We start from the raw sequence: 21,544 nt of genomic DNA on the forward strand, positions 1-21,544 counted from the left end.
CAGGCTCTGGTCGCCGTCCCGGAAAACACCCGCCCATGGCAAACAGTAGCTGCAACGATGCAAAGGGTGACCGGGTTCGTGAGTACACGCCCTTCCTGGCTCGGCCGGATCTGGATGGTCGCCGCGACGCTCGCCATCGTCGTCGGCGCGGTGGTGATCCTCGGATACCTGACGACGTACTGGCCGCTCACCAGCCTCGGCTCCGACCAGCCGGCGATGTCACCGGTGCACGCGCTGATCTCGATCATGGCGGGTACGGTGCTGTGGCTGATCGCGCCGGCGGGAGCCCGGCCGGCGCGGCGATGGCTGGGCCGGACGCTGGCCCTGGTGGTCGTCGGCCTGTCGGCCTGGATGCTCGTCAGCCGGGTCTGGTCGCTGGACACGCCCCTGGAGGGGTGGTTCGCCGAACCCACCGGCCGCCCGCCGGCGCCACCGGCCAAACGCTCGCCCATGGCGTTCGTCCTCGTCGGGCTGAGCCTGGTCCTGCTGGAGACAGACGCCCGCCGGGGCCACCGGCCCGCGCAGCTGTTCGCGGCGGCCGCGGGGATACTCATCGGCCTGACCGCGCTGGAGACGGTGCTCGGGGTGCCCTCGGAGTACACCGAGGGCAACGGCGTCGTCGTACCGGCGCCCACGCAGATCTGCCTGCTCCTGCTGACCGTGGCGGTGGTGACCTGCCGTCCGGCCGGGCTCGCCGTCGCCCTGTTCAGCAGCCCGCGCCTCGGCGGGCACACGGTGCGCCAGCTGGCGCCCGCCATCACCGCCGTGGTCGTGCTGATCGGCTCCGTCATCGCCGTGATGAGCCGCTCCGGCACCCCGATCAACGGGCTGGTCGTGACCGTCGCGATCAGCATGCTGCTGATGACCCTGTACGTGGTGCTGCTGCGGGTCGGACTGATCCTCGATCATGCCGACAACCGGCAGCGCCGTCTGATCAGCGAGCTGCGCGAACAACGCGACTTCAACGACACGGTGCTGACCGCCCTGGTCGAAGGCGTGCTGACCGTCGCCCCGGACGGCACCGTGCTCAACGTCAACGAGCGGTGGTCCGAGCTGACCGGCTTCGCCGCCGGTACGGTGCTCGGGATCCGGCCGCCGTACCCGTGGTGGCCTCCCGGAACGGAAGCCGAACGCCTCGTCGATGTGCAGACGACCCTCGCCTCCGAGGACCGCAGCGAGCTCACCACGGAGATCCGGCGCGCCGACGGCGCCAAGCTGACCGTGCTGACGACGGTCTGCCCGGTGCGCTCCGAAAGCGGACGGCCGAGCCTGATCATCGTCACCTACCGCGACCTCACCGAGCGCGACCGGGAGGAGGCCGAGCGCCGCCGCATGGCCCAGGAGCTCGACCACTTCTTCCAGATGTCGCAGGACCTGTTGTGCATCATCGACGCCGACGGGCGCCTTCAACGGGTCAGCGCGTCGTGGCAGCGTGTCCTGCGGTACCCGGTCGACGACCTGATCGGCCGGGAGCTCACCAGTCTGGTCCATCCGGAGGACGTGGACGAGGCACGCGCCCGGCTGCACCGGCTCCACCGGGGATCCGAGCTCGAGGACCAGGCCGAGAGCCGTTACCGCACCAGCGACGGCGACTACCGCTGGCTGAACTGGAACGCCTCGCCCGCGGACGCGTCGGGCACGATCTACGCCGTCGGACGCGACGTCACGGAACCTCGCAAGGCGCACGAGGCCCACGCCCGCCTCGCCGCCATCGTGGAAAGCACCGCCGACGCGGTCATCGGCAAGAACCTCGACGGCACCATCGTCAGCTGGAACCCGGCCGCCGAGCGCATCTACGGCTACCCCGCGGACCGGATCATCGGGCAGAGCCTGGCCGTGCTGTTCCCGCCGGACGCCCGCCATCAGTTCGACGACATCATGCGCCGGGTGACGGCGGGAGAAACCGTCTACGAGCCCGACGCCACCCGGGTACGCAGCGACGGCAAACTCGTCCACCTGTCGGTGACCATCTCACCGTTGCGCGACAGCAACGGCGTCGTCACCGGTGCCGCCTCGATCGGCCACGACATCACCAGCCTCAGACGCGCCGAGAAGCGCTTCCGGCAGCTCCTGCTCAGCGCGCCGGACGCCATCATCGTCGCCGACGCCGTGGGCACCATCCGGCTCGTCAACCAGCAGACCGAGCGGATGTTCGGCTACACCGCCGACGAGCTCGTCGGCAGCAACATCGACGTGCTCATCCCGCAGGCATCGGGGCAGCAGTACGTCAAGGACCGCCAGGCGTACATGGAGGCTCCCGACGTCCGGATGGTGGGCCACGGCGAAGGCCAGCAGATCTGCGGGCGCCGCAGCGACGGGACCACGTTCCCGGTCGAGATCAGCCTCGCACCGCTCGACACCGACGAAGGCGTCCTCGTCTCCGCGGCGGTCCGCGACATCACCCGCCGCAAGAAGACCGAACAGGCCCTGGCCGCGGCCCGCGACGAGGCGCTCGCCGCCGCCCGCGTCAAGTCGGAGTTCGTCGCGATGGTCAGCCACGAGATCCGCACGCCGATGAACGGCGTCATCGGCCTGACCAGGCTGCTCCTGGACACGCCGCTGGCACCCGTCCAGCGCCGCTACGGCGAGTCCATCCGCTCCTCGGCCCGGGCGCTGCTCGCGATCATCAACGACATCCTCGACTTCTCGAAGATCGAGGCAGGGAAGATCACCATCACCCCGCACGACTTCGACCTCGGGAACCTCGTCGAGGAGGTCGCCCACGCCGCGGCCGCCGCGGCCCGCGACAAGGACCTCGAGATCATCACCTACTATCCCGCCGACCTGACCGACAGCGTCCGCGGCGACGAGGGGCGCATCCGGCAGGTCCTGCTCAACCTGGCCGGCAACGCGGTCAAGTTCACGCACCGGGGCGAGGTCACCATCCGCGTCGACCACGACTCCGCCGGCGACGCCCACCACCAGCTCACCTTCAGCGTCGCCGACACCGGCATCGGCATCCACCAGGACCAGGTGAGCCGGCTGTTCGAACCGTTCACCCAGGCCGACGGCAGCACCAGCCGCGAGTACGGCGGCACCGGCCTCGGGCTCTCCATCAGCCGCCAGCTCGTCGAGCTGATGGGCGGCCGCCTCGAGGTCGAGAGCACGCCCGGACAGGGAAGCCGGTTCCACTTCACGCTTGCGCTGGACCACGCCGCCGGTCCCGCACGGAGCCCGCGACGCCTGCGCGACGAGCTCGCCGAGCGCCGGCTGATCATCGCCGACAGCAATGCCACCGTCCGGCAGTTCCTCGCCGAGCACGTCGACGCGTGGGGTATGCGCGCCGTCACCGTGTCCACCGCCGACGAGGCACTGCACCAGCTGGTCACCGCGGCCGGACGCGGTGAGCCCTTCCACGTCGCCGTCATCGACCACCACGAACCCGAGCTCGACGCGGTCGCCCTGGCCCGGCGGATCACGGCCGACACGGCGATCCCACCCCTGAACTGTCTCCTGCTCAGCCGCGACCCGTCAGCCCTGGAGAACATCCCCGGCGCCGACGGGATCGACATCATCGCCAAACCCGTCGGCCCGTCCATCCTGTTCAACCATCTGGTGCAGCAACTGGAACACCGCGACTCGCGCGCGGGCGCTCACCCACCGGCCGAGCGGTCGGGCGCAGGGCACGACCGCACCCGCGTCCTGCTCGCCGAGGACAACGAGATCAACCAGATCGTCGCCGTCGACACCCTCGACATGCTGGGGTACGAGGTCGACGTCGCCGCCAACGGCGCCGAGGCCATCCAGCTCGCCGCCGAGAAGTCGTACCAGGCCATCCTCATGGACTGCCAGATGCCGAAACTGGACGGTTACCAGGCCACCGCGGAGCTGCGCCGACGCGAGGAGCCCGGCCGGCACGTACCGATCATCGCCATGACGGCCGGGGTCCTGCAGGAGGACCGGGAGCGAGCCGCCCGGGCCGGGATGGACGACTTCCTGGCCAAGCCGATCGATCCGGAAGCCCTGCGCGCCACCCTCGAACGCTGGACGAGCGCCTCACCGGGCTGACAGCTCGTAGACGGTGACCGGGCCGCTGGAATACCGCGGCCGGGCGAGGGAGTCGAGCGCGGGCGACACCGGGCCGGCCCGCCGGTCGGCAAGGAGCCACCTCACCCCGTACGCCTCGCGCAGCCGGGCCAGGTCGGCCGGATCCGCGGTCGTGAACACCCGCTGGTTGAGGGCGTACGTGTGCGGGTCCGGCGGCGGTTGCAGCACGTACTTCAGTCCCCCGGCGCCGTTGGCGGCGACCGTGGCATCCGAGTAGCCCCAGCTTTCCACCAGAGTGCGCCGGCCACCGAGCCCGGCCACCCAGAAGGCGCGGGCGTCGCACGGCTGGTACCGGGCGACCGGCACGCAGTGCACGTTGGTCGCCACCACGTCGTCGTCGCCCGCGTGCTCGTCCACCCACAGCGCGGCCCGCATCTCCTCGCGGGTGACCATCCGCGCCGGGGAAGGCGGTGGGGCCTCGGGCCCGAACCCGTGGCGCCACAGGGATCTGGCGGACGCGGCGGCACCGGTGGCGATGCTGGCTCCCAGCACCGCGGCGGTCACGGAGACCACCAGGAGCCGCAGCGGGCGGCGGAGCACCCCGAGCAGAACCGCGGCGAGCAGCACGAGACCGGCCACCCGCAGCACCGGGACGGCGAGCGCCCAGGCCCAGCCGCCCTTCGTGTCCTCCACCGGGGCGGTCACCGCCGGCGAGAAGACGGCCCAGCACGCACCCGCGACCAGGCCCGCCACCGGCGTCCGCCGGCCACCGGTCCGCCCGGCCAGCATCCACGCCGTCAGCACCACCCCGAACGGCGCGGCGCTGAGCATGAAGTAGAGCTGACTGGCCGAGGGATGCCGGAGCAGCAGGGCCGCGCCGAAGCCGGCGACGGCCATGCCGCCCAGCAGCCAGGCGGCCGGATCCGTCCGGGGCCGCAGGAAGGCGACGCCGATCAGCCGCGGCCCCTGCATCAGCAGCCACCAGCCCACGATCCCGGCGATGAAGAGGGCGCCCGTCGTTCCCGCCCCTCGGACGCCCGGCGCGAACAGCCCTCCGGGATCGACCCCGTCGTGCCGGCCCAGTGTCGAGTGGTACGGCTCCATCCAGCGCAGCAGGCTCAGCGGTTGCAGACCGAGCGTGCCCGCGCCGCCGCCCGCGAACAGCAGAGCACCGATCACCATGGCGAGGACCAGCGCCCCGGCAAACCCGGCGACCGCCCACGGAAACCGGCGGTGCCGCCACCAGGCGACCAGGCCGGCCAGCGTCAGGCCCGCCACCAGCGGAGGCAGCGCGCTGGACTTGGCGCCCGCGCAGGCGAGCGCGAGCGGCGGCACCAGGAACCAGGCCGGGCCCGGTCGCCGGCCGCGCAGCAGGTCCGCCGCGACGGCCACGAGCAGACCCAGCAGAGGCATCGCGTACGTCTGCGACGGGCTCAGGTAGGACAGCGACGACCCACCGTACGGGGCGACGGGCGCACCCAGTACCAGCGGCAGTCCCCCGAACGCGACCGCAGCCGCCAGGGGCCCGGCCCACCACGTGCCGCTGAGCTCACGGGTGAGCGCCGCGACGACGAGCACCCCGGCCGCGCCGACCGGCACCGTCCAGAGGCGCAGCAGCACGGTCACCTCCGGAATCCCGGTGCTCATGCTCGCGATCGCCATGTCGGCGTCGGACAGGTAGTGGTAGCGCAGGACGTCGCCGGCCAGCTGCGGCACCTGGAACGGCATCGCCCGCGTCATCTCGTGCACCAGCGCGAGGTGGTACATCAGGTCGGGGTAGTAGACCGCGTCGGCGGGCGGCAACGGCGTGCTCGTCCAGGCTGCCGCCCCCGCGGCGACGACGAGGAGCAGAGCCCCGCAGATCAGCCAGGACCACCGCGGCGGCAACGGCCGCGGCTCGGCGATCCGCCAGTGCCGCCGGAGTGCCGGTACCGTGGCGAAGGCCAGCACCACGAGCAGGGGCCAGCACGGCAACAGCGCCTGCAGACCGGTGGCGGCGGTCAGCGCCCAGCCGATGAGCTGCACGACGAAGCCGGTGGCGGCTCCGTAGCCGAGATCCTCGGGGAGGTTGCCGCGGCTGCCCCGCAGGAAGCGATGCACCAGCGTGCCGGGCAGCAGGACCCCGAGGAGCAGGTACCCGCCGTACCGCGCGGTCTGCGCGCCGGGAACGTCCGCCCGGTGCAGTGCCGCGATCCACGCAGCGGCGACGAGCGCCCAGGGCAGGACCACCAGGAGCCGGTGTGCCCGACGCGAAGGCGACGGCAGTACGGCGGCGTCGGCGCAGGTCGGTGTCGCCGTCACCGGACCGCGGCCGTCCGGCGCATCGGAGCGCTCTCCGCCGGCTGCGCCGGGGCGGCCGACGAGTCGAATCCGACATGGAACGAGGGTCGGTTCTGCACGGTCCGGTAGATCCTCGCCACGTACTCGCCGAGGAGCCCCAGGCAGATCAGCTGGACGGCCGAGAGCAGCAGCACGGCCAGGAAGAGCGACGTCCAGCCCGGGATGACGGTGCCGTTGGCCCACACGACGACGCCGAAGGCGGTCAGCCCCAGGCACATGAGGAAGGACAGGGCACCGAGCCAGGTGGCCACGCGCAGCGGGGCCGCGGAGAAGTTCGCGGCGCTGTCCCATGCCAGGGCGACCATCCGGCGCAGCGGATACTTCGTCTCACCCGCCGCGCGCCGCTCCCGCGCGTACGTGACCGAGGTGGAGGCGAAGCCGAGGGACGGCACCAGCAGCCGGTAGACCGGTGCCCGCTCGGGCAGGGACAGCAGCACGTCGACGACGGCGCGGCTGAGCAGCCGGAAGTCACCGGCCTGGGCGGGGATCTCCGCGCCGATCATCCGGCGCATGAGCCGGTAGTACACGCCGGCCGTGTACCGCTTGAACGCGGTGTCGGTGCTGCGGTCGGAGCGGACGCCGTACACCACGTCGACGCCCTGTTCCCGGGCGGCCCGCAGCATGTCGGCGATGACCTCGGGCGGGTCCTGCAGGTCGGCGTCGATGCTGACCACCCACGCGCCGCCGGCACGGTGCAGCCCGGCGGCGAGGGCGGCCTGGTGCCCACTGTTGCGGCGCAGCCGGATCAGGCGCAGCTCGGGCCAGGCGCGGGCGTGCTCGAGCAGCAACGGGGCGGTGCGATCGGTGCTGCCGTCGTCGACGGCCACCACCTCGTAGGTGACGCCGAGGTCGTCGAGCGCCGGCCGGAGCCGTCCGGCGAGCGCCGGTATCACCGCCTCCTCGTTGTACATCGGCACGATGACCGACAGGACGGCGGCGCTCTCCACGAGGTCTCCTCCGGGTCTCGGTGTCGTTCGCCGCGAGCACTCGTCCGGCACACCGTCGCACTCTGCCGGCCATCGCCCGGATTCTCCCCGGGGGCCTGGGCGAGGACACCACCTTGCACCAGCCGGCTCAACGCGGTGAGAACGTGGAGCTGAATTCGCAGTGAACACGTCCGGCACGGGCGAGCGGGTCCGGGTACCGAGGTCGTACGCAGAGGACGAGCGCGCGCCATCCGGCCGCAAGTCACCCGGCGCTCGACGTTCACCTGCCCTCGGTACCTTGCCCGTTCATTCGATCGGGGGCGGATCAGTGCGCGTCAACCGGGTACCGACAGCGGAATTGCTGCTTCTCGGCCTGCTGGCAATGCTCGCGGTGGGGATCCGCTGGGCCGGCCGGCACGAGGTCACCGCGGACATGCGCATCTTCTACGCCTGGTACGACCGGATCGAGGCCGGCGGCGGCTTCGCCGCGCTGGACCAGGAGATCGGCAACTACAACGCGCCGTTCCTCTACCTGCTGGCGATCCTGACGTACCTGCCCGGGTCCACCCTCATCAAGATCAAGTTGACCTGGTGCCTCTTCGACGTCCTGCTGGTGTATTTCACCTACCGCATCGTGGCGCTCCGCCATGCCGGCTGGCGGATTCCCGCGCTGGCCGCTCTCGTGACGGCCTTCCTGCCCACGGTCGTGGTGAACAGCTCGCTCTACGGTCAATGCGACGGCGTGTGGGGCGCCTTGGCGCTCGGCGGCCTCTACTACGTGCTGCGGGGCAAGGGCTGGGGCGCGGCCTCGCTGTTCACCATGGCCCTGGCCGTCAAGCCTCAGGCGATCTTCATCTTCCCCGTCCTGGCCCTGACGGTGCTGGCCGGCCGGCTTCCCTGGCGGTGCCTGCTGGCCGTCCCGGTGGTGTACGTCGTCCTGGACCTTCCCGCGATCCTCGCGGGCCGCGATCCGGTCGAACTGCTCACGCTCTACTCGCCGGGGCGGCAGTCGAGTCACGTGCCCGCGCTCACCTCGAACGCGCCGAGCGCGTACGCGTTCTTCCCGGTGACCACCAGGGTCGACACCCTCGAGACGCTCGGCTACCTCTTCGCCGCGGTCCTCGTCCTCGGGGTGCTCTACCTGCTGATCGCCGGCCGGGTCCGGCTCGACGCGGATCGCCTCGTCACCGCCTCCGCGGTGTTCGTCATCGGCGTGCCGTTCCTGCTGCCCGGCATGCACGAGCGCTATTTCTACCTCGCCGACGTGGTGGCCGTGGCGCTGGCGTTCCACCGGCCGCGGCTCTGGCCCGTGCCGGTGCTGGTGCAGGCGGCCTCGCTGCTGTCGTACGGGCCGTTCCTGTTCGGCACCGCCGCACTGGTGGATCTGAGGATCCTGGCCGTGCTGATGCTGTCCGCGTTGGTGTGGAGCATCCACGCACTGACGACCGTCCATCGGGGATCAGAGAACTCCGCCGGGCGTCCAGAGCGCGCGGGCCAGGCCGGCCGCCAGGACGACCGCGCCCGCCACCAGGACGACGACGCTCAGCTTCTCGATGCGGGGGTGGTCGAGGTAGTCGGGATGGTCCAGTGCGGCCAGGAGGACACCAAGGCAGAGCACCAGACCCGAGACGACGAAGGAAATCATCACGGCTGCTCACCATCGGGCTGGGTGGGTCCTACCGTGCCGTACCTCCGGCCGGGACGGGACAACGGCACCGTGACGGATCGATGAACGTACGCCGACACATGGACATCGCCCCACGTCGATCCGACGGGCGCGGCAACGGCGGTCGAACTTTACGGGGATCCGGACGGCGCCGTAGCGTCCCGCCGGTCGCATGCCCCAGGATCGCTGCGTGCATCGCGCCAACGACTACTACGGGCATTCCGCCGTCCTCGCCCGCTACTGCGGTCTGTCCGGGCGTCCGCCACGGATCCACGGCTACCTGCAGCACGGCTGGAACATCGGCGACGGGATGGCCGCCGATCACGAGTACGTGGCCGGGGTGCCGCTGTTCCTGTGGTCCGAGCGCACCCGCCGGCGCGCCTGGTCGCTGGGCCGGCGCGGGACCTATGTGGTGGGCGCGCCGTGGGCGTATCTGCTGCGCCAGGAGCCGCCCGGGCCGTCCCCGCAGCCCCGCGAGGGCACGATTTGGTACCCCTTCCACGGCTGGGAGGGCCAGCACGTCCACGGCGACCACGACCGGCTCATCGCCCGGATCAGGGAGACCGAGGGCGAGGCCGTCACGGTATGCCTGTACTGGCAGGAGTACCGGATGCCGCGCCTGCGCCGCCGGTACGAGCGGGCCGGCTTCCGGGTGGTGTGCCACGGCTACCGGGGAGACCCGTGGCAGCCGGGCGACCCGACCTTCCTGCGCCACCAGCTGGCCGAGCTGCGCCGGCACCGCCGGGTCGCGTCCAACCGGCTCAGCACCGCCGTCTGGTACGGCATCCTGGCCGGGTGCGAGCCGGCCGTGTACGGCGATCCCATGACGCTCTCGGGAGAGGACCCGAGGTTCGGCGGGCAGGCCCGGATCCGCCGCCAGTGGGCGCCGCTGCACGGCGAGCGGATCGACCCCGCCGTCGCGCACGCGGCGGCGGTCGAGGAACTCGGCGCCGATCGGCTCCTGTCCCCCGCGGAGCTGCGCCGGGTGTTCCGCTGGACGGCCGGGCCCGGACGCCCCGAGCGGGGGGCGCGGTCATGAGTATCCGGCTTCTCGGCGGAGAGATGGTGCTCTGGTCCGATCTGGACGGCCGGCACGGCCCCGGGCCGGTGCGCGGGCCGGCCTGGGCACCGCTGTTCGCCTCGGCGCGCGGCCGCACGCTGGTGGCCGGCCCGCACGACGCCGCTCTGGTCCGCCGGGCCGGATCCGGCGACCTCGCGGTGCTGGTCCGCGGCCTGCCGGACGCCGAACGGCTGGCCGCGTCGCTCGACGCCGCCGTGTACTGCGGCGGGATCGCGAAGCTGCCCGCCGAGGAGCGGTTCGACACCGTTCTCGCGCTGGACGGCCTGGAACGCCTCGCCTCGGCCGAGGGCGACGAGCCGGACTGGGGCGAGCGGCTGGCCGGGCTGGCTGCCGTGCTGCGTCCCGGCGGCACCCTCGTCCTCGGCGTGGCGAACCTGTGCGGGGTCCACCGGCTGACGGCGGCGCCGCGACCGCTGACCGACTCGGACTGGACGCCGGCCGCCGCTCACGACCGCACCCGGCCGGCGGGCCTGGCGGGGGTGCCGGAGGCGCTCGCCGCGGCCGGGCTCGACGTCGTCCGCACGTACGCCGCATTCCTCGACCCGGTGGCGCCCGACGTGCTGTTCGACGTCGCCGTGCTCGGCGACGACACGATCCGCGGCTACGTGGAGGCGACGCTGAGCCGCGGCACCGTCCCCGCGGCGGGGACGCTGTCGGACCCGGTCGCGCTCGCCGTCGACGCGGCCGCGCACGGGCTGGCCCCGGCGCTGGCACCCGGATGGGTCGTGGTGGCACGCCACCGCCCGGCCCGCGACGCCGGAACTCTGCCCGACGTCCTCACCGCGACGGGAGCCGCGTGGCGCCGGGACCTGCCGCCCGGCCGTACGCTGTCCAGCCTCGTCGCCGGCGCGGCCGCCCGCCGTGACCTGCCCGGGCTGCGCGCGATTCTGACGCGGTGGCAGGCCGGGCCGCATGCCGGCGTGCCGGCCGGTCAGATGATCATCGGACCGGGCGGCGAGCGGACCGCGCTGGTGCCGGCGGGTGACCCGGACGCCGCGCTGCACGACCTCGCCGTCAGCCTGCTGCGCGGCGGTGCGCACCCGTGGCCGGCGGTGACCGGGCCGGCGGACCTGGCCGCCACCCTCGGGGCGATGACCGGCCGGGACGTGGACCCGCGCCACCTGCCGGCCGCGGCGGCCCCGGCGTCGGTCGCCGGGCTGATCGCCGACCGCGACCGGCTGAGCCGGGAGCTGGCCGCGGCCCGGGCCCAGCTGACCTGGTACGAGGAGTCGCTGGACGCGGCCGAGTCGGACCTGGCCCGCGCCCGGCGTACCGTCGAGCTGCTCAGCGCCCGGGGCGCCGCCCGGGCGGGACGGAGGCTGGCGGGCGGGGTCCGCGCGGCCGTGCGGGGCGGCCGCTGGTTGCTGCCCCGTCGCTGACCTCCTCGTAGAAGCCCTCCAGCAGCCCGGTCTGCCGGTGCAGGTCGAAGTGCGTGGCGGCGTACGCCCGCGCCTGACGGCCGAGCCGCTGCCGCAGCTCCTCGTCGGTCAGCAGCCGCCGCAGGTGGGCGGCCAGCGCGGCCGGGTCCCCCTCCGCGCCGAGCAGCCCGGTCTCGCCGTGGACGACCGCCTCGGGGATGCCGCTGTGCCGGGTGGACACCACCGGAACACCCCGTGCGGACGCCTCCAGGATCGTCGTGGGCAGCCCTTCCATGTCGCCGTCCGGCGCGGTGCGCGAGGGCGCCGCGAGGATCCGCGACGCGGCGAGCGCCCGCCGGACCTCGCCGTGGTCCTGCATGCCGAGGAACGTCGCGTCCAGCCGCAGCACCGCCGCGCGCTCGCGGGCGGCCGCGGCGAGCGGGCCGTCGCCGATGAACACCGCCCGGGGCCGGAGGTCGGCGAGCATGCCGAGCGCCGTGACGAGGTCGCCGGTCCCCTTCTTCGGCACGAACCGGCCGACGAAGGCGACGTCCCAGCGCGTCGGCGCCGGCGGGCCGGCCGGCGGGATGGTCACGCCGGTGTGGTGCACCCGGATGCGGGCGGGGTCGGCGCCGTGAGCGAGCGCCAGATCCCGCAACGGCGCGGAGACCGCCAGGACGAGCGCCGCGCGGCGGAGCACGACGCGCAGGTGGCGGCGGTGGCGCGCGCCGCGTACGCCGCCGGCCCGCGGCTGCCGGCTCACGTCGTGGCCGTGCAGGGTCACCACCAGCGGCGCACCGGCCTCCGCCGCGGCGCGGTGGACGAGCCAGCCGTCGCCGGCGAAGTGCGCGTGCACGACCGCGGGTGCCGTCTCGGCCAGTGCCGCGGACAGCCGGGGCGAGCGACCGGTCAGGCGCAGGCGCAGGAAGCCGGCCGGGTCGCCGGGGAACACGATGACGTCGTCGTCGCGGGCCTGTGCGGACGCGACCCGGGTGGCACCGACGAAGGTCGCTCGCCAGCGCCGCAGGGCGAGGCCCTGGTCGCGGATGAACGTCTCGGACGCGGCGAGCAGCCCGCTGCGCCAGATGACGACGCGCCTAGGCACGGCGGCTCCGGCCCAGCAGCCGATCCCGCAGGGCCCGCCGCAGATGCGGCGGGAGCAGCCAGATCTGCAGGTGCGTCAGGTAGTCGAGAAGACCGGGCCGGCCGTGGGAGCGGGCCTCGCTCAGCAGCTCGCGGAACACCGCCGGGCGGTGCGTGCCGGCGGCCATCGAACTGATCACGCTCAGCGTGAATACCGCGTACGCCCGCGGGGTGAACAGCTCCCGGCTGCGGCGCAACCAGGCCAGCTGCGACTCCCACGGCATGTCCAGGCTGATCCGCTCGCGGTCCTCGTCGGTGTGCCAGATCACCAGCGGCTCCTCGGCGACCCGCAGCGCCGTGCCGGGGTGGCGGAGCGCGCGCAACGCCCAGTCCAGCTCCTGCTGGCGGCGCAGGCCCACCGTGAAGGGCACCGCCCGCAGCAGCTCCGTGGGCGCCAGGATGGTGGAGGTCTGGATGAAGCCCTCGCCGTGGAACAGCCCGCGGCGCACCGTGAAGTACTCGCTGAGATGCTCCTGCGGGCGCGGCAGCCGGCGCGGCATGACCAGCTCGGCGCGCGGCGTACGGTTGATCAGGCGGCTGGCGGCGATCGGCAACGGCACGTCCATGCCGCGCACCAGCTCCAGCTGGGCCGCGAGCTTGCCGGGAAGCCATTCGTCGTCGTCGTCGAGCAGCGCCGTCCACGGCGAGCGCGCCTGGCGGGCCCCGACGTTGCGGGCGTGCGGAGCGCCGCGGCGCTCGGGCAGCGTCACGACCCGCACCCGCGGGTCGCCGATCTCGGCCAGGGCCTTCGGCGTGTCGTCGTCCGGCCCGTCCACGACGACGATCACCTCGAGGTCCGGGATCGTCTGGCCGGCCACGCTCCGGACGGCGCGGGCCACCAGGTGCGGGCGGTTGCGCGTGGGAATGACCACGCTGACCGCGGGGATGGCGTCCATGCCGTCGGAAGCTAGGTGCCGACTGCGTCCGCTCGCTGAACAGCGGGTGGACGCTCATCGACGGTCAGCGATACCGGTCGGTCGGCCACCGCCGGCGGCTTCGTCCGTCCGGCCGGCCTGCGATGCGCCGGTGACGAGGCGTCCGCCCGCGGCGGCGAGGGCGACGCCGGCCGCGGACGCCACGGCGGCGATGGACCAGGCGACCGGCCCGAGCGGACGGCAGCCGAAGAACAGGCTGGTGGGCGGGGCCTGCAGGAGCAGGACGAGGGCGGCAGCGGAGCCGGCCGCGGCGGCCAGCACGAGCGGGTCCCCGCGGGAGGCGACGGCGGTCTGGGCCAGCTGCGCGCCGATCAGCGAGGCGAGGGCCACGGTGCCGGCCCGGCCCGGGGTGCCGGTGGCCCGGGCGGCCAGCCAGCCGCCGGTGGCGGCCAGGCCGGTCGCGGCGGCGCGCACGACGGTGTCGCGGATCAGCGACTCGCCCAGCGAGCTGTCGGGCCCCTCCCGCAGCAGCTGCTCCGGGGTGGTGTCGCGGGGCGGCCGCACGGCCAGGGCCAGCGCGGGCAGCAGGTCGGTGACCAGGTTGACCAGCAGCAGCTGGCGGGCGTTCAGGGGCGGGGTGGCCGCCAGCAGGCTGCTGCCGAGGGTGAAGCCGATCTCGCCGAGGTTGCCGCCGAGCAGCAGTGCGACGCTGTCGCGCACCGAGGCCCACATGGCGCGGCCCTCCACGACGGCGTCGACGATCGTCTCGATCCGGTCGTCGGTGACGATGAGGTCGGCGGCCTCCCGGGCGGCGGCGGTGGCCCCGGCGCCGACGGCGACGCCGACGTCGGCCAGGCGGATCGCGGGGGCGTCGTTGGCGCCATCGCCGGTCATCGCCACGATGCGGCCGTTGCGGCGCAGCATGCGGGCGATGGTCACCTTGTGGGCGGGGCTGACCCGGGCGAAGACGCTGGCGTGGTCGACCAGGCGGGCCAGCTCGTCGTCGGTGCAGGCGTCCAGCTGCGCCCCGGTGACCGGCGGGTGTCCGTCGAGGATGCCCAGCTCGGCGGCGATGGCCCGGGCGGTGCTCGGATGGTCGCCGGTGAGCATGGCGACCTCCACGCCCGCGGACCGCAGCTGGCGTACCGCCGCGGCCGCGGTGGGCCGTACCGGGTCGGCGAGGCCGAGCAGACCGCAGAACTCGAGGTCGTCGACGCGGTCGTCGTCGAGGTGCCGGCGCGCCGACGCGGCGCGCTCGGCGATGGCGAGGACCCGGTAGCCGCGGCGCGCGAGCCGCTCCACCTGCTCGGCGAGCAGCTCCCGGCCGGGCGCGTCCAGGGGCGCGGGAGCGCCGTGCGCACCGCGCCGGGTGACGCAGCGGGGCAGCACGGTCTCGGGGGCGCCCTTGACGCTGATGAGCCGGCCGCCGGCGCTGTCGCCGAGCACGGCGTGGAAGCCGCGGCCGGGCTCGAAGGGCAGCTCGCGCACCTGCCGCCAGCCCGGCGCCGCATCGGCGACGGCGACGCCGGCGGCGCGGCCGCCGTCGGCCACGGCCCGGTCGGTGGGGTGGGGCAGCAGCTCGCCGCCGGCGGCGACCGGGGTGGCCCGCAGCGCCGCGGCCAGCACGGCCCGCCGCTGCCCGGTCAGCGCGGCGGCCGGCTCGTCGGTCGCGCCGTCGCTGACGCAGCCGAGGGAGATGCGCCCGGCGGTCAGGGTGCCGGTCTTGTCGAAGCAGACCACGTCCACCCGGCCCAGCGCCTCCATGGTGCGCGGGTTGCGTACCAGCACGTTGCGCCGCGACAACCGCCGCGCCGCGGCCAGCTGGGCGACCGTGGCCACGAACGGCAGCCCCTCGGGCACCGCGGCCACGGCCAGGGCCACCGCGTCGCCGACGCTCGCGGCGAACCGGCCGCGCAGCGCACCGACGCCGAGCAGCGCGCCGGCCGCGGCCACCGCGACCGGCACCGAGGCGGCGGTCATCCGCTGCAGCCGCGCCTCCACCCCACCGCCGGTCGGTGCGCCGGCGACGGCGGCGATGCTCCGCCCGGCCTCGGTGGCCCGGCCGACGGCGACCACCACGGCGGTGGCGGTGCCGGCGGCCACGGTGCTGCCGGCGTAGAGCATGCTGGTGCGCTTCGCGACGGCCGCCGCGACGCTGGGCGCGGCGCTCTTGGGCACGGGCAGGGACTCGCCCGTCAGCGCGGACTCGTCCATCTCCAGCGCATCCGCCTCGACGAGCCGGCAGTCGGCCGGGACCGCGTCGCCGGACCGCAGCGTGATCACGTCACCGGGTACCAGATCGTCGGCGTTGCCGGTGCGTTCGGCGCCGCCGCGGCGCAGCCGTACCCGCAGCGCGGTGGTGTCCACCAGCCGGCGCAGGGCGCGGGACGCCGCCAGCCGCTGCACCCCGCCCAGCAAGGCGTTGCCCAGCAGGACGCCGCCCACCAGGCCGGCGTCACCGACCGACCCGGTCGCCGCCGACACCCCCGCCCCGGCGGCGAGCGGGGCCGTCAACGGCGTGTCCAGCTCGGCGACGGTGGCCGCCAGCAGTCCCTGGGGCTCGTCGTCGTCGACCGCGGTGGGCGCCGGGCGGCGGGCGGCGGCCTCGTCCTCGCTGAGCCCCGCCGCGGAGCTGTCCAGGCGCCGCCACACCTCGGCCAGCGGCCAGGCGTGCCAGGGCCGCGCATCGGCAGCGACCGGCACGCCACGGCGGGCGAGCCCGGCCACCGACCATCCGCCGGCGGCGATGCCGGCCAGGGCGGTCAGGCTGATCGGCACGGTGGCGCGGTCGCCGGCGCCGGCCTGCGGGCCGGTGAAGCCGACCACGGCGCCGGTGGCCGTGCCGAGCGCGGCCAGCCGTGCGGCGCGCAGGCCGTTGGCGCGGGCGCCGGCCGCGCCGTGCAACGCCAGCCACACCTCGCCCAGGCCCGGCCCGCACAGCAGGTGAGCGCCCCACGGGGGGCGCGGACCGGCGCCGACGACGCCGATGCCGCAGTCCGCCGCGGTCAGGGCGACGTCGTTGCGGCCGCCGACGAGGACGACCACGGCACCCTGCTGCTGCAACCGCCGTACGGACGCGCCCAGCCGGGTCCCGCCCGCCACGGTGTCGTCGGCGCCGAGGCGCTCGGCGATGCCCGCGGACCGGCCGGCGACCACCACCCGGCCCACCGCGCGGGCCGCCTCCACGACCGCCTCGGCCAGAGGCGCGATCTCCGCCGCGACCACCACGGTCGCGACCAGGCGTCCCTGCGTGTGCAGGGCGAGCCGGTGGTGGCCGGGGGCGCGGGACCCGCGGGCGCGCAGCTCCGCGGGAACGGAGGTCCCCACCCGGGACGGCGGTCCCAGCCGCCACGCGTCCTTCTCCACGACGGTGCCGGGGCGCCACTCGTCGAGCAGCAGCCGTGCCCGGTGCGCCAGCTGCGGGTCGGGCCGCTCGTCGACCGGGTGCAGCTCGACCACGACGAGCCGGCCGGTGGTCAGCACCGCGGCATCGACGACGACGGTGTCGGCGCGATCCAGCCGGCGCAGGGCGGCGGGGTCACGGACCACCACGCCGCGCTCGGCCAGCAGCCGGCCCAGCCGCGCCGCGTAGGCCTCGCGGCCCATCCGGGCGGCCTTCGGCGCGGCCACCGTCACCACCCGGGCCGCGCGCTGCACGCCCCCCAGCGCGGCGACCGCCGCCGCCGGCGCGGCCAGGCGCGCGACCCAGCCGAGATACCGCTCGGCCGGTCCCGGAGGCAGCGGGACCGGCCGGACCGGCATCCGTGCCGGGGGCACCGCGGCGCTGTGCGCGTCGACGACCAGCTCCGGCTCCCGCCGCGACCAGCCGGCCACCCGGGCGCGGGCCTCGCTCCACTGCACCGCGCGCAGCACCGCCTCGGCCACCGAGGACAGCGGGGTCTGCGCGGCGGCGGCCAGCCCGGCGGCGGTGACCGACCCCGCCAGCTCCGCGGCGGCGTCACCGAGGTGCTGCCGCAGCCGGTCGCGCAGCCACGGCACCACGTCGGTCACCGCGGTCACCGCGGTCACCTCCGCGGGCAGCGGGGCCAGCCGCAGCAGCCGCCCTCCCAGGGCCGCACCGGCGCCGGCGACGTGCGTGATCAGGCCGAGCGCGGCCGTACGGGCGGGCCCGGCGTCCCCGGGATGCGGTGCACGGCCGCCCGGGAGGGTGGCGTCCACTCCGTACTCGCGGCACACCTCGGCGACGGCCGCCGCCAGCCGGCCCACGTCGGCGCCGGCGCCGGCGTCGACCACCAGGCAGCCCAGCGGCGCGTTCACCGCGGCCCAGCGCACCCCCTCGAGCTCCTGCGCCGCCGCCACCAGTGCCGCCGGCCATCCCTGCGCCGCGGTGCCGTCCAGGCCCGGCACGCCCAGGTGCACCCGGCCCGGCCGCGACCACACCGCCGGGCCGCCGTCGCCGCGCGCCGCCCGCACCACCGGCCGCGTGGCATGCCGCAGCACCTCGCCCGCCGTGCTCCGTCCCCTCCCGGGCCCCGCCTCGGACCGTCGCGTCACGGACACCGCCGAGTTCTTCGCCACAGTGGCTTCCTTCCCAGGTCCTCGCATGGCCGGCGGGCGGGGCGCCGCCGTCATGTGCGCGCCATGATCGCGTTGGCGGATGTTCATGCGGACGACTCACGTCCTGGGTGGACATGACCGTCAGTTTTCTATCCAAGCGCGCTAAAACTACGGATCAGCGAACATGTGGTGACACTGAGTCAATACATCGGGGATTGTCCAACGGATGGACGCATTCATCGCCGTCATGATCCGGCGCGGTAGTCTCCTGAGGAGCACCGCGTTCCAAGAGACCTGTCGATCTGTTTTCCCTCAGGAGGGCACGTGGAGTTCCACGGACGGGCGGCGCTGATCACCGGGGCGTCGAGTGGCATCGGCGCCGCGTACGCACGGGAGTTCGCGGCCCGCGGCGCCGATCTCGTGCTGGTCGCCCGCAGCGAGGGGGCGATGCACCGCCTGGCCGACGAGCTGCGCGGCACACACGGCCGCCAGGTGCACGTCGTGCCCGCGGACCTCGCCGAGCCCGGCGCCGCGGACCGGGTGGCCACGCGCGTGGCCGCGCTCGGTGTCGACGTCGACGTGCTGGTCAACAACGCGGGCTTCGGGATGCACGGTGACTTCGCCGCCGCCGACGCCGGCCGGATCACCGAGCAGATCCAGCTCAACTGCGTCGCCCTGGTCGACCTGACGCGGCGGTTCCTGCCCGCCATGGTGGCCCGCGGACGGGGGGCGGTCGTCAACGTGGCGAGCACGGCGGCGTTCCAGCCGTTGCCGCACATGGCGGTGTACGGCGCCACGAAGGCCTTCGTGCTGTCGTTCAGCGAGGCGCTGTACGCCGAGGTCAAGCCCGCCGGGGTCAGGGTCGTCGCGATCTGCCCGGGCGCGACGGAGACGCCGTTCTTCGACGTGGCCGGCGAGGACGCGGCGGTCGGCAAGAAGCGCACCCCGCAACAGGTGGTGGCGACGACGCTGGCGGCCCTGGGGCGCGGCCGGCCGAGCCGGGTCGACGGCCTGGCCAACGCGCTGCTGGCGGTGGCCACGAGGTGGGCGCCGAGGCGGATGGTCATCGCGATGGCGGGCCGCCTGACCGCACCCCGGGAGCAGCCGGTCACCACCACGGGGTAGCGGGAAGGGAGGGCATGCCCCCCACAAATCCCGGCGGGTGTCCTCATACCGGCCGACTGGGCTCCCGGTTTGCCCGAGAATGGCGGTGTGAGGACGGGGGAGATCTCGTGACGGTCATTTCGCAGGGGTACCCGCTGTGGTGCGCGACCCAGGACGGCAGTGACGTGCGAGCCGGCCGGGTGGTCGGCTGGATGTCGGAGCAACCGTCGCCCGAGATCCCGGCCAGGGAGAAGATCGCCGACGCGGCGGCGGCGTCCGGCGCCGACGCCCGGTTCTCTCCGCTGGTGACGTGGGATCCGCCGCACGGCGCCCTGGTGGCGGCCGGCCTCGTCCGCTGCGGGCGGGACAAGAACGGTCAGTTCGTACCGTTGCACTTCGGCGACACCCGCGAGGAAGCGGTCGCCGCCGCGACCGCCGCCGCGCAGAAGCCGCCCGGCCCGTCCTGAGCGCTAGGCGAGGCCGCGCAGCCAGTGCCAGTTGCGGACCTCCACCTGGTGCTGCGGTGCCCAGGTAGCCTTCGCCCCGGGCCAGATGGAGACGGCCTCCGCCTGCAGGCGGGCCGACACGTCGGTCCCCCAGCCGGTCTTCGGCGTCCGGCAGTACGGCACCGGCAGAGCGTTGCCGTCGATGGAGAGCTCCACCCGCTGATCGGCCGGGTCCACGACGAAGCGCGCCGTGTGCCATTCGGTGTCCGGCTTCAGGTAGCCGCCCGCGATCCACGCGCCGGTGCCGTCCTCGCCGTCGGACCAGACCAGGAGCTGCCCGAAGTTCGGCAGCCACGGGTTGAGGACCCACTGGAACGCCGTCCCGTGGTCGACCCGGGTGCCGAGTCCGTCCCAGACGAAGAGACCGCCCTCCACCGTCTGGGCGTTGAACGCGCCGCCGGCGGTCGCCGGCAGGTACGGCATCCGGAACTGGTAGCTCGCGGTGTGGCGGCAGCTCATCAGCGAGACGTCACCGTTGAGCGGGTAGTCGTCCGTGAACCGCTTGAAGGACAGCACGTGCGCCATCACGCCGCGGTTCGCGATGTTGGCGCGCAGCCGGGAGTAGCGACCGAGGTGCTCGGCCGTGACGTCGGCGGCGTTCACGGGGACCTGGCCGGCGGCGGTGTAGAGCCCGTCGCCGAGGATGGTCTCCCAGCCCGACAGGTCGTTGCCGTGGCCGAGAAGGCGCCACGCCCGGTCGGACCGGTTCGCGCTCGCGGGCAGGGTCAGGCCCGCCGAGGCGGCCGCACCGGCCACGACACTCCCGCCCAGCAGGGACAGGAAGCGGCGACGGTCCAGGGGCGAGGAGTTCATCGGCAGTCCTTCCGGTGGCATGTCTACCTGATCCAGACTGCCGCCGGTCGTTCAAGACCGGTTCAAGCGCCGGTACGGATCGCCGCAAGCCACGCGGATCCGGCCGGCGCCCGACGTTTGCGACCGCCCCCGCGCCGGGTAGCCAAGATCCACCGACACGTAGGCGTGAATGAACCGTTTGGTCACGTTAGCCGGGTTCGCCGGATGGGCAAGGCTACGGCGCCGTCCGGTCGCCCAGACCCCCCAGGTGCCGGCCAGCAACGACGGCGTGCCGGCAAGGAGAGGAAGAAGCATGAAGATCAGCGACACCACCGAGAAGGTGACGAGCTCCCATACCGTTCCCGGAGCTCCGGAGAACGTCCGCGCGCAGATCGAGCACACCCGCGGGGACCTCGGTGACACCGTCACGGGGATCACCGGCGAGGCGAACTCCGGTTCGCGTCTTCGCGGTGCTCTGTCGAGCGTGAAGACCAGGACGCTCTCGGGCGCTTCCCGCGTACGGGCATCCGCGCCGCAGCGGGCCCGGCAGGCACAGCAAGCCGTCCGCAGCCGGCCCGCGCCGGCTACGGCGACGGCCCTGACCGTGGCCGGAGCGGTGGCCGCGGTCCTCATCCGCCGCCGCCGGGCGGCGAAGGCCCGCGCGGCGCGCAACCGCTGGCTGCCCGGATTCCTGCACCGCTGACCCGCCCCCACGCGCACCCGCCATGCCGATCGAGATGAGGAACCGCCGATGAAGACGATGAAGTTCGCTGTTGGCCTTGCCGCCGGGTACGTGCTGGGCAGCCGCGCCGGCCGCGAGACGTACGAACGGATCGTCGCGAACGCCCGCAAGCTGACCGGTCAGCCCCCGGCGATCGAGGAGCGCCCGGCTACCGGCCGGCTGATGAGCTCGGACCCGCCGCCGGCCGCCGGCGGTGGGCCGGCCCCGGCCGCCCGCCCCGGCGGTCAGCGCCGCAAGGCCCGGTCCGCCGCGGTGACGGCATCCAGCGATGCCGCTGCCGCCGAGCTGATCTGAGCGCGCGTCGCCACATCGGCAGTGTGCCCGGCAGGGCCGGCACGGGTTCTTCCCGTGCCGGCCCTGCGCCATTCCGGGTGACGAGCAGGTTCTTTCCTATGGTCAGACTGTTTACGGCCCTGGCCCAGGGGCACCAGTCCCCCGTCGGCACCAGCACCGGCACTCCTGCCCGGCGGACGCGTAGCGCTGGAACGCGGTCCGGCCGGGACGCA

15 protein-coding genes are annotated in these 21,544 nt (G+C 74.4%); 8 read left to right on the forward strand and 7 right to left on the reverse strand.

Features of this window, described 5'->3' with window-relative positions; translation table 11 throughout:
* Positions 1–78: 78 nt before the first annotated feature.
* The gene (locus tag IEY99_RS07425) at positions 79–4,008 is read left to right on the forward strand and encodes a PAS domain-containing hybrid sensor histidine kinase/response regulator (protein WP_189200798.1); all 3,930 of its coding nucleotides are present in this window, start codon (positions 79–81) and stop codon (positions 4,006–4,008) included.
* Here IEY99_RS07425 and IEY99_RS07430 read toward each other — a convergent pair.
* Positions 3,997–6,216, reverse strand: a complete 2,220-nt coding sequence (locus tag IEY99_RS07430) for a hypothetical protein (protein WP_189200800.1) — start codon at positions 6,214–6,216, stop codon at positions 3,997–3,999. The genes IEY99_RS07425 and IEY99_RS07430 overlap by 12 nt on opposite strands.
* A gap of 68 nt (positions 6,217–6,284) precedes the next feature.
* On the reverse strand, positions 6,285–7,274 hold the full coding sequence (locus tag IEY99_RS07435; RefSeq protein WP_268245101.1) for a glycosyltransferase family 2 protein: 990 nt from the start codon (positions 7,272–7,274) through the stop codon (positions 6,285–6,287).
* Positions 7,275–7,611: 337 nt separating this feature from the next.
* Here IEY99_RS07435 and IEY99_RS07440 point away from each other — a divergent pair, with 337 nt between their 5' ends.
* The 3 genes from IEY99_RS07440 to IEY99_RS07450 all read left to right on the forward strand — a co-directional run bounded on the left by IEY99_RS07440 (position 7,612) and on the right by IEY99_RS07450 (position 11,379).
* A complete protein-coding gene (locus IEY99_RS07440; RefSeq protein WP_189200802.1) occupies positions 7,612–8,985 on the forward strand; it encodes a glycosyltransferase 87 family protein in 1,374 nt (457 codons plus the stop codon).
* 124 nt (positions 8,986–9,109) lie between these two features.
* Positions 9,110–9,958 carry a hypothetical protein gene (locus tag IEY99_RS07445; RefSeq protein WP_189200804.1) on the forward strand — a complete coding sequence of 283 codons (849 nt, stop codon included), beginning with the start codon at positions 9,110–9,112 and terminating at the stop codon, positions 9,956–9,958.
* Positions 9,955–11,379 (forward strand): hypothetical protein, encoded by a 1,425-nt coding sequence (locus tag IEY99_RS07450; RefSeq protein WP_189200806.1) that lies wholly within the window; start codon positions 9,955–9,957, stop codon positions 11,377–11,379. The genes IEY99_RS07445 and IEY99_RS07450 overlap by 4 nt, the downstream gene beginning before the upstream one ends.
* Here the strand turns inward: IEY99_RS07450 and IEY99_RS07455 are convergent.
* From IEY99_RS07455 to IEY99_RS07465, 3 genes are read right to left on the reverse strand one after another with little or no spacing between them, the layout of a single operon-like run.
* On the reverse strand, positions 11,285–12,463 hold the full coding sequence (locus tag IEY99_RS07455) for a glycosyltransferase (protein WP_189200808.1): 1,179 nt from the start codon (positions 12,461–12,463) through the stop codon (positions 11,285–11,287). The two genes, IEY99_RS07450 and IEY99_RS07455, sit on opposite strands and share 95 nt — an antisense overlap.
* A complete protein-coding gene (locus IEY99_RS07460) occupies positions 12,456–13,397 on the reverse strand; it encodes a glycosyltransferase family 2 protein (RefSeq protein ID WP_189200810.1) in 942 nt (313 codons plus the stop codon). The genes IEY99_RS07455 and IEY99_RS07460 overlap by 8 nt, the downstream gene beginning before the upstream one ends.
* A 54-nt stretch (positions 13,398–13,451) precedes the next feature.
* On the reverse strand, positions 13,452–17,915 hold the full coding sequence (locus tag IEY99_RS07465) for a cation-translocating P-type ATPase (RefSeq protein WP_189200812.1): 4,464 nt from the start codon (positions 17,913–17,915) through the stop codon (positions 13,452–13,454).
* A gap of 303 nt (positions 17,916–18,218) precedes the next feature.
* Here IEY99_RS07465 and IEY99_RS07470 point away from each other — a divergent pair, with 303 nt between their 5' ends.
* Both IEY99_RS07470 and IEY99_RS07475 read left to right on the forward strand, forming a co-directional pair.
* Positions 18,219–19,019, forward strand: a complete 801-nt coding sequence (locus tag IEY99_RS07470) for an SDR family NAD(P)-dependent oxidoreductase (protein WP_189200814.1) — start codon at positions 18,219–18,221, stop codon at positions 19,017–19,019.
* 107 nt (positions 19,020–19,126) lie between these two features.
* Positions 19,127–19,465, forward strand: a complete 339-nt coding sequence (locus IEY99_RS07475; protein ID WP_189200816.1) for a hypothetical protein — start codon at positions 19,127–19,129, stop codon at positions 19,463–19,465.
* A 3-nt stretch (positions 19,466–19,468) separates the two neighbouring features.
* Here IEY99_RS07475 and IEY99_RS07480 read toward each other — a convergent pair whose 3' ends face one another.
* Entirely contained in the window at positions 19,469–20,317 is an 849-nt protein-coding gene (locus IEY99_RS07480) for a hypothetical protein (RefSeq protein WP_189200818.1), read from the reverse strand.
* A 51-nt stretch (positions 20,318–20,368) separates the two neighbouring features.
* Positions 20,369–20,626, reverse strand: a complete 258-nt coding sequence (locus tag IEY99_RS07485; protein WP_189200820.1) for a hypothetical protein — start codon at positions 20,624–20,626, stop codon at positions 20,369–20,371.
* On the opposite strand from IEY99_RS07485, the gene IEY99_RS07490 reads away from it, so the two are divergent.
* Positions 20,610–20,999 (forward strand): hypothetical protein, encoded by a 390-nt coding sequence (locus IEY99_RS07490; protein ID WP_189200822.1) that lies wholly within the window; start codon positions 20,610–20,612, stop codon positions 20,997–20,999. The genes IEY99_RS07485 and IEY99_RS07490 overlap by 17 nt on opposite strands.
* 48 nt (positions 21,000–21,047) lie before the next feature.
* Complete coding sequence (locus tag IEY99_RS07495; RefSeq protein ID WP_189202227.1) at positions 21,048–21,332, forward strand: hypothetical protein; 285 nt, start codon at positions 21,048–21,050, stop codon at positions 21,330–21,332.
* The last annotated feature ends 212 nt before the right edge of the window (positions 21,333–21,544 follow it).

It is taken from the genome of Couchioplanes azureus (assembly GCF_014648355.1).
In the GTDB taxonomy this organism is placed as follows: Bacteria; Actinomycetota; Actinomycetes; order Mycobacteriales; family Micromonosporaceae; genus Actinoplanes; species Actinoplanes azureus.

Bases quoted from the DNA above. Each gene is read 5' to 3' on its own strand.
- IEY99_RS07460 (WP_189200810.1), bottom strand. From the start codon at position 13,397: ATGGACGCCATCCCCGCGGTCAGCGTGGTCATTCCCACGCGCAACCGC.
- IEY99_RS07490 (WP_189200822.1), top strand. From the start codon at position 20,610: ATGAAGATCAGCGACACCACCGAGAAGGTGACGAGCTCCCATACCGTT.
- IEY99_RS07450 (WP_189200806.1), top strand. From the start codon at position 9,955: ATGAGTATCCGGCTTCTCGGCGGAGAGATGGTGCTCTGGTCCGATCTG.
- IEY99_RS07480 (WP_189200818.1), bottom strand. From the start codon at position 20,317: ATGAACTCCTCGCCCCTGGACCGTCGCCGCTTCCTGTCCCTGCTGGGC.
- IEY99_RS07495 (WP_189202227.1), top strand. From the start codon at position 21,048: ATGAAGACGATGAAGTTCGCTGTTGGCCTTGCCGCCGGGTACGTGCTG.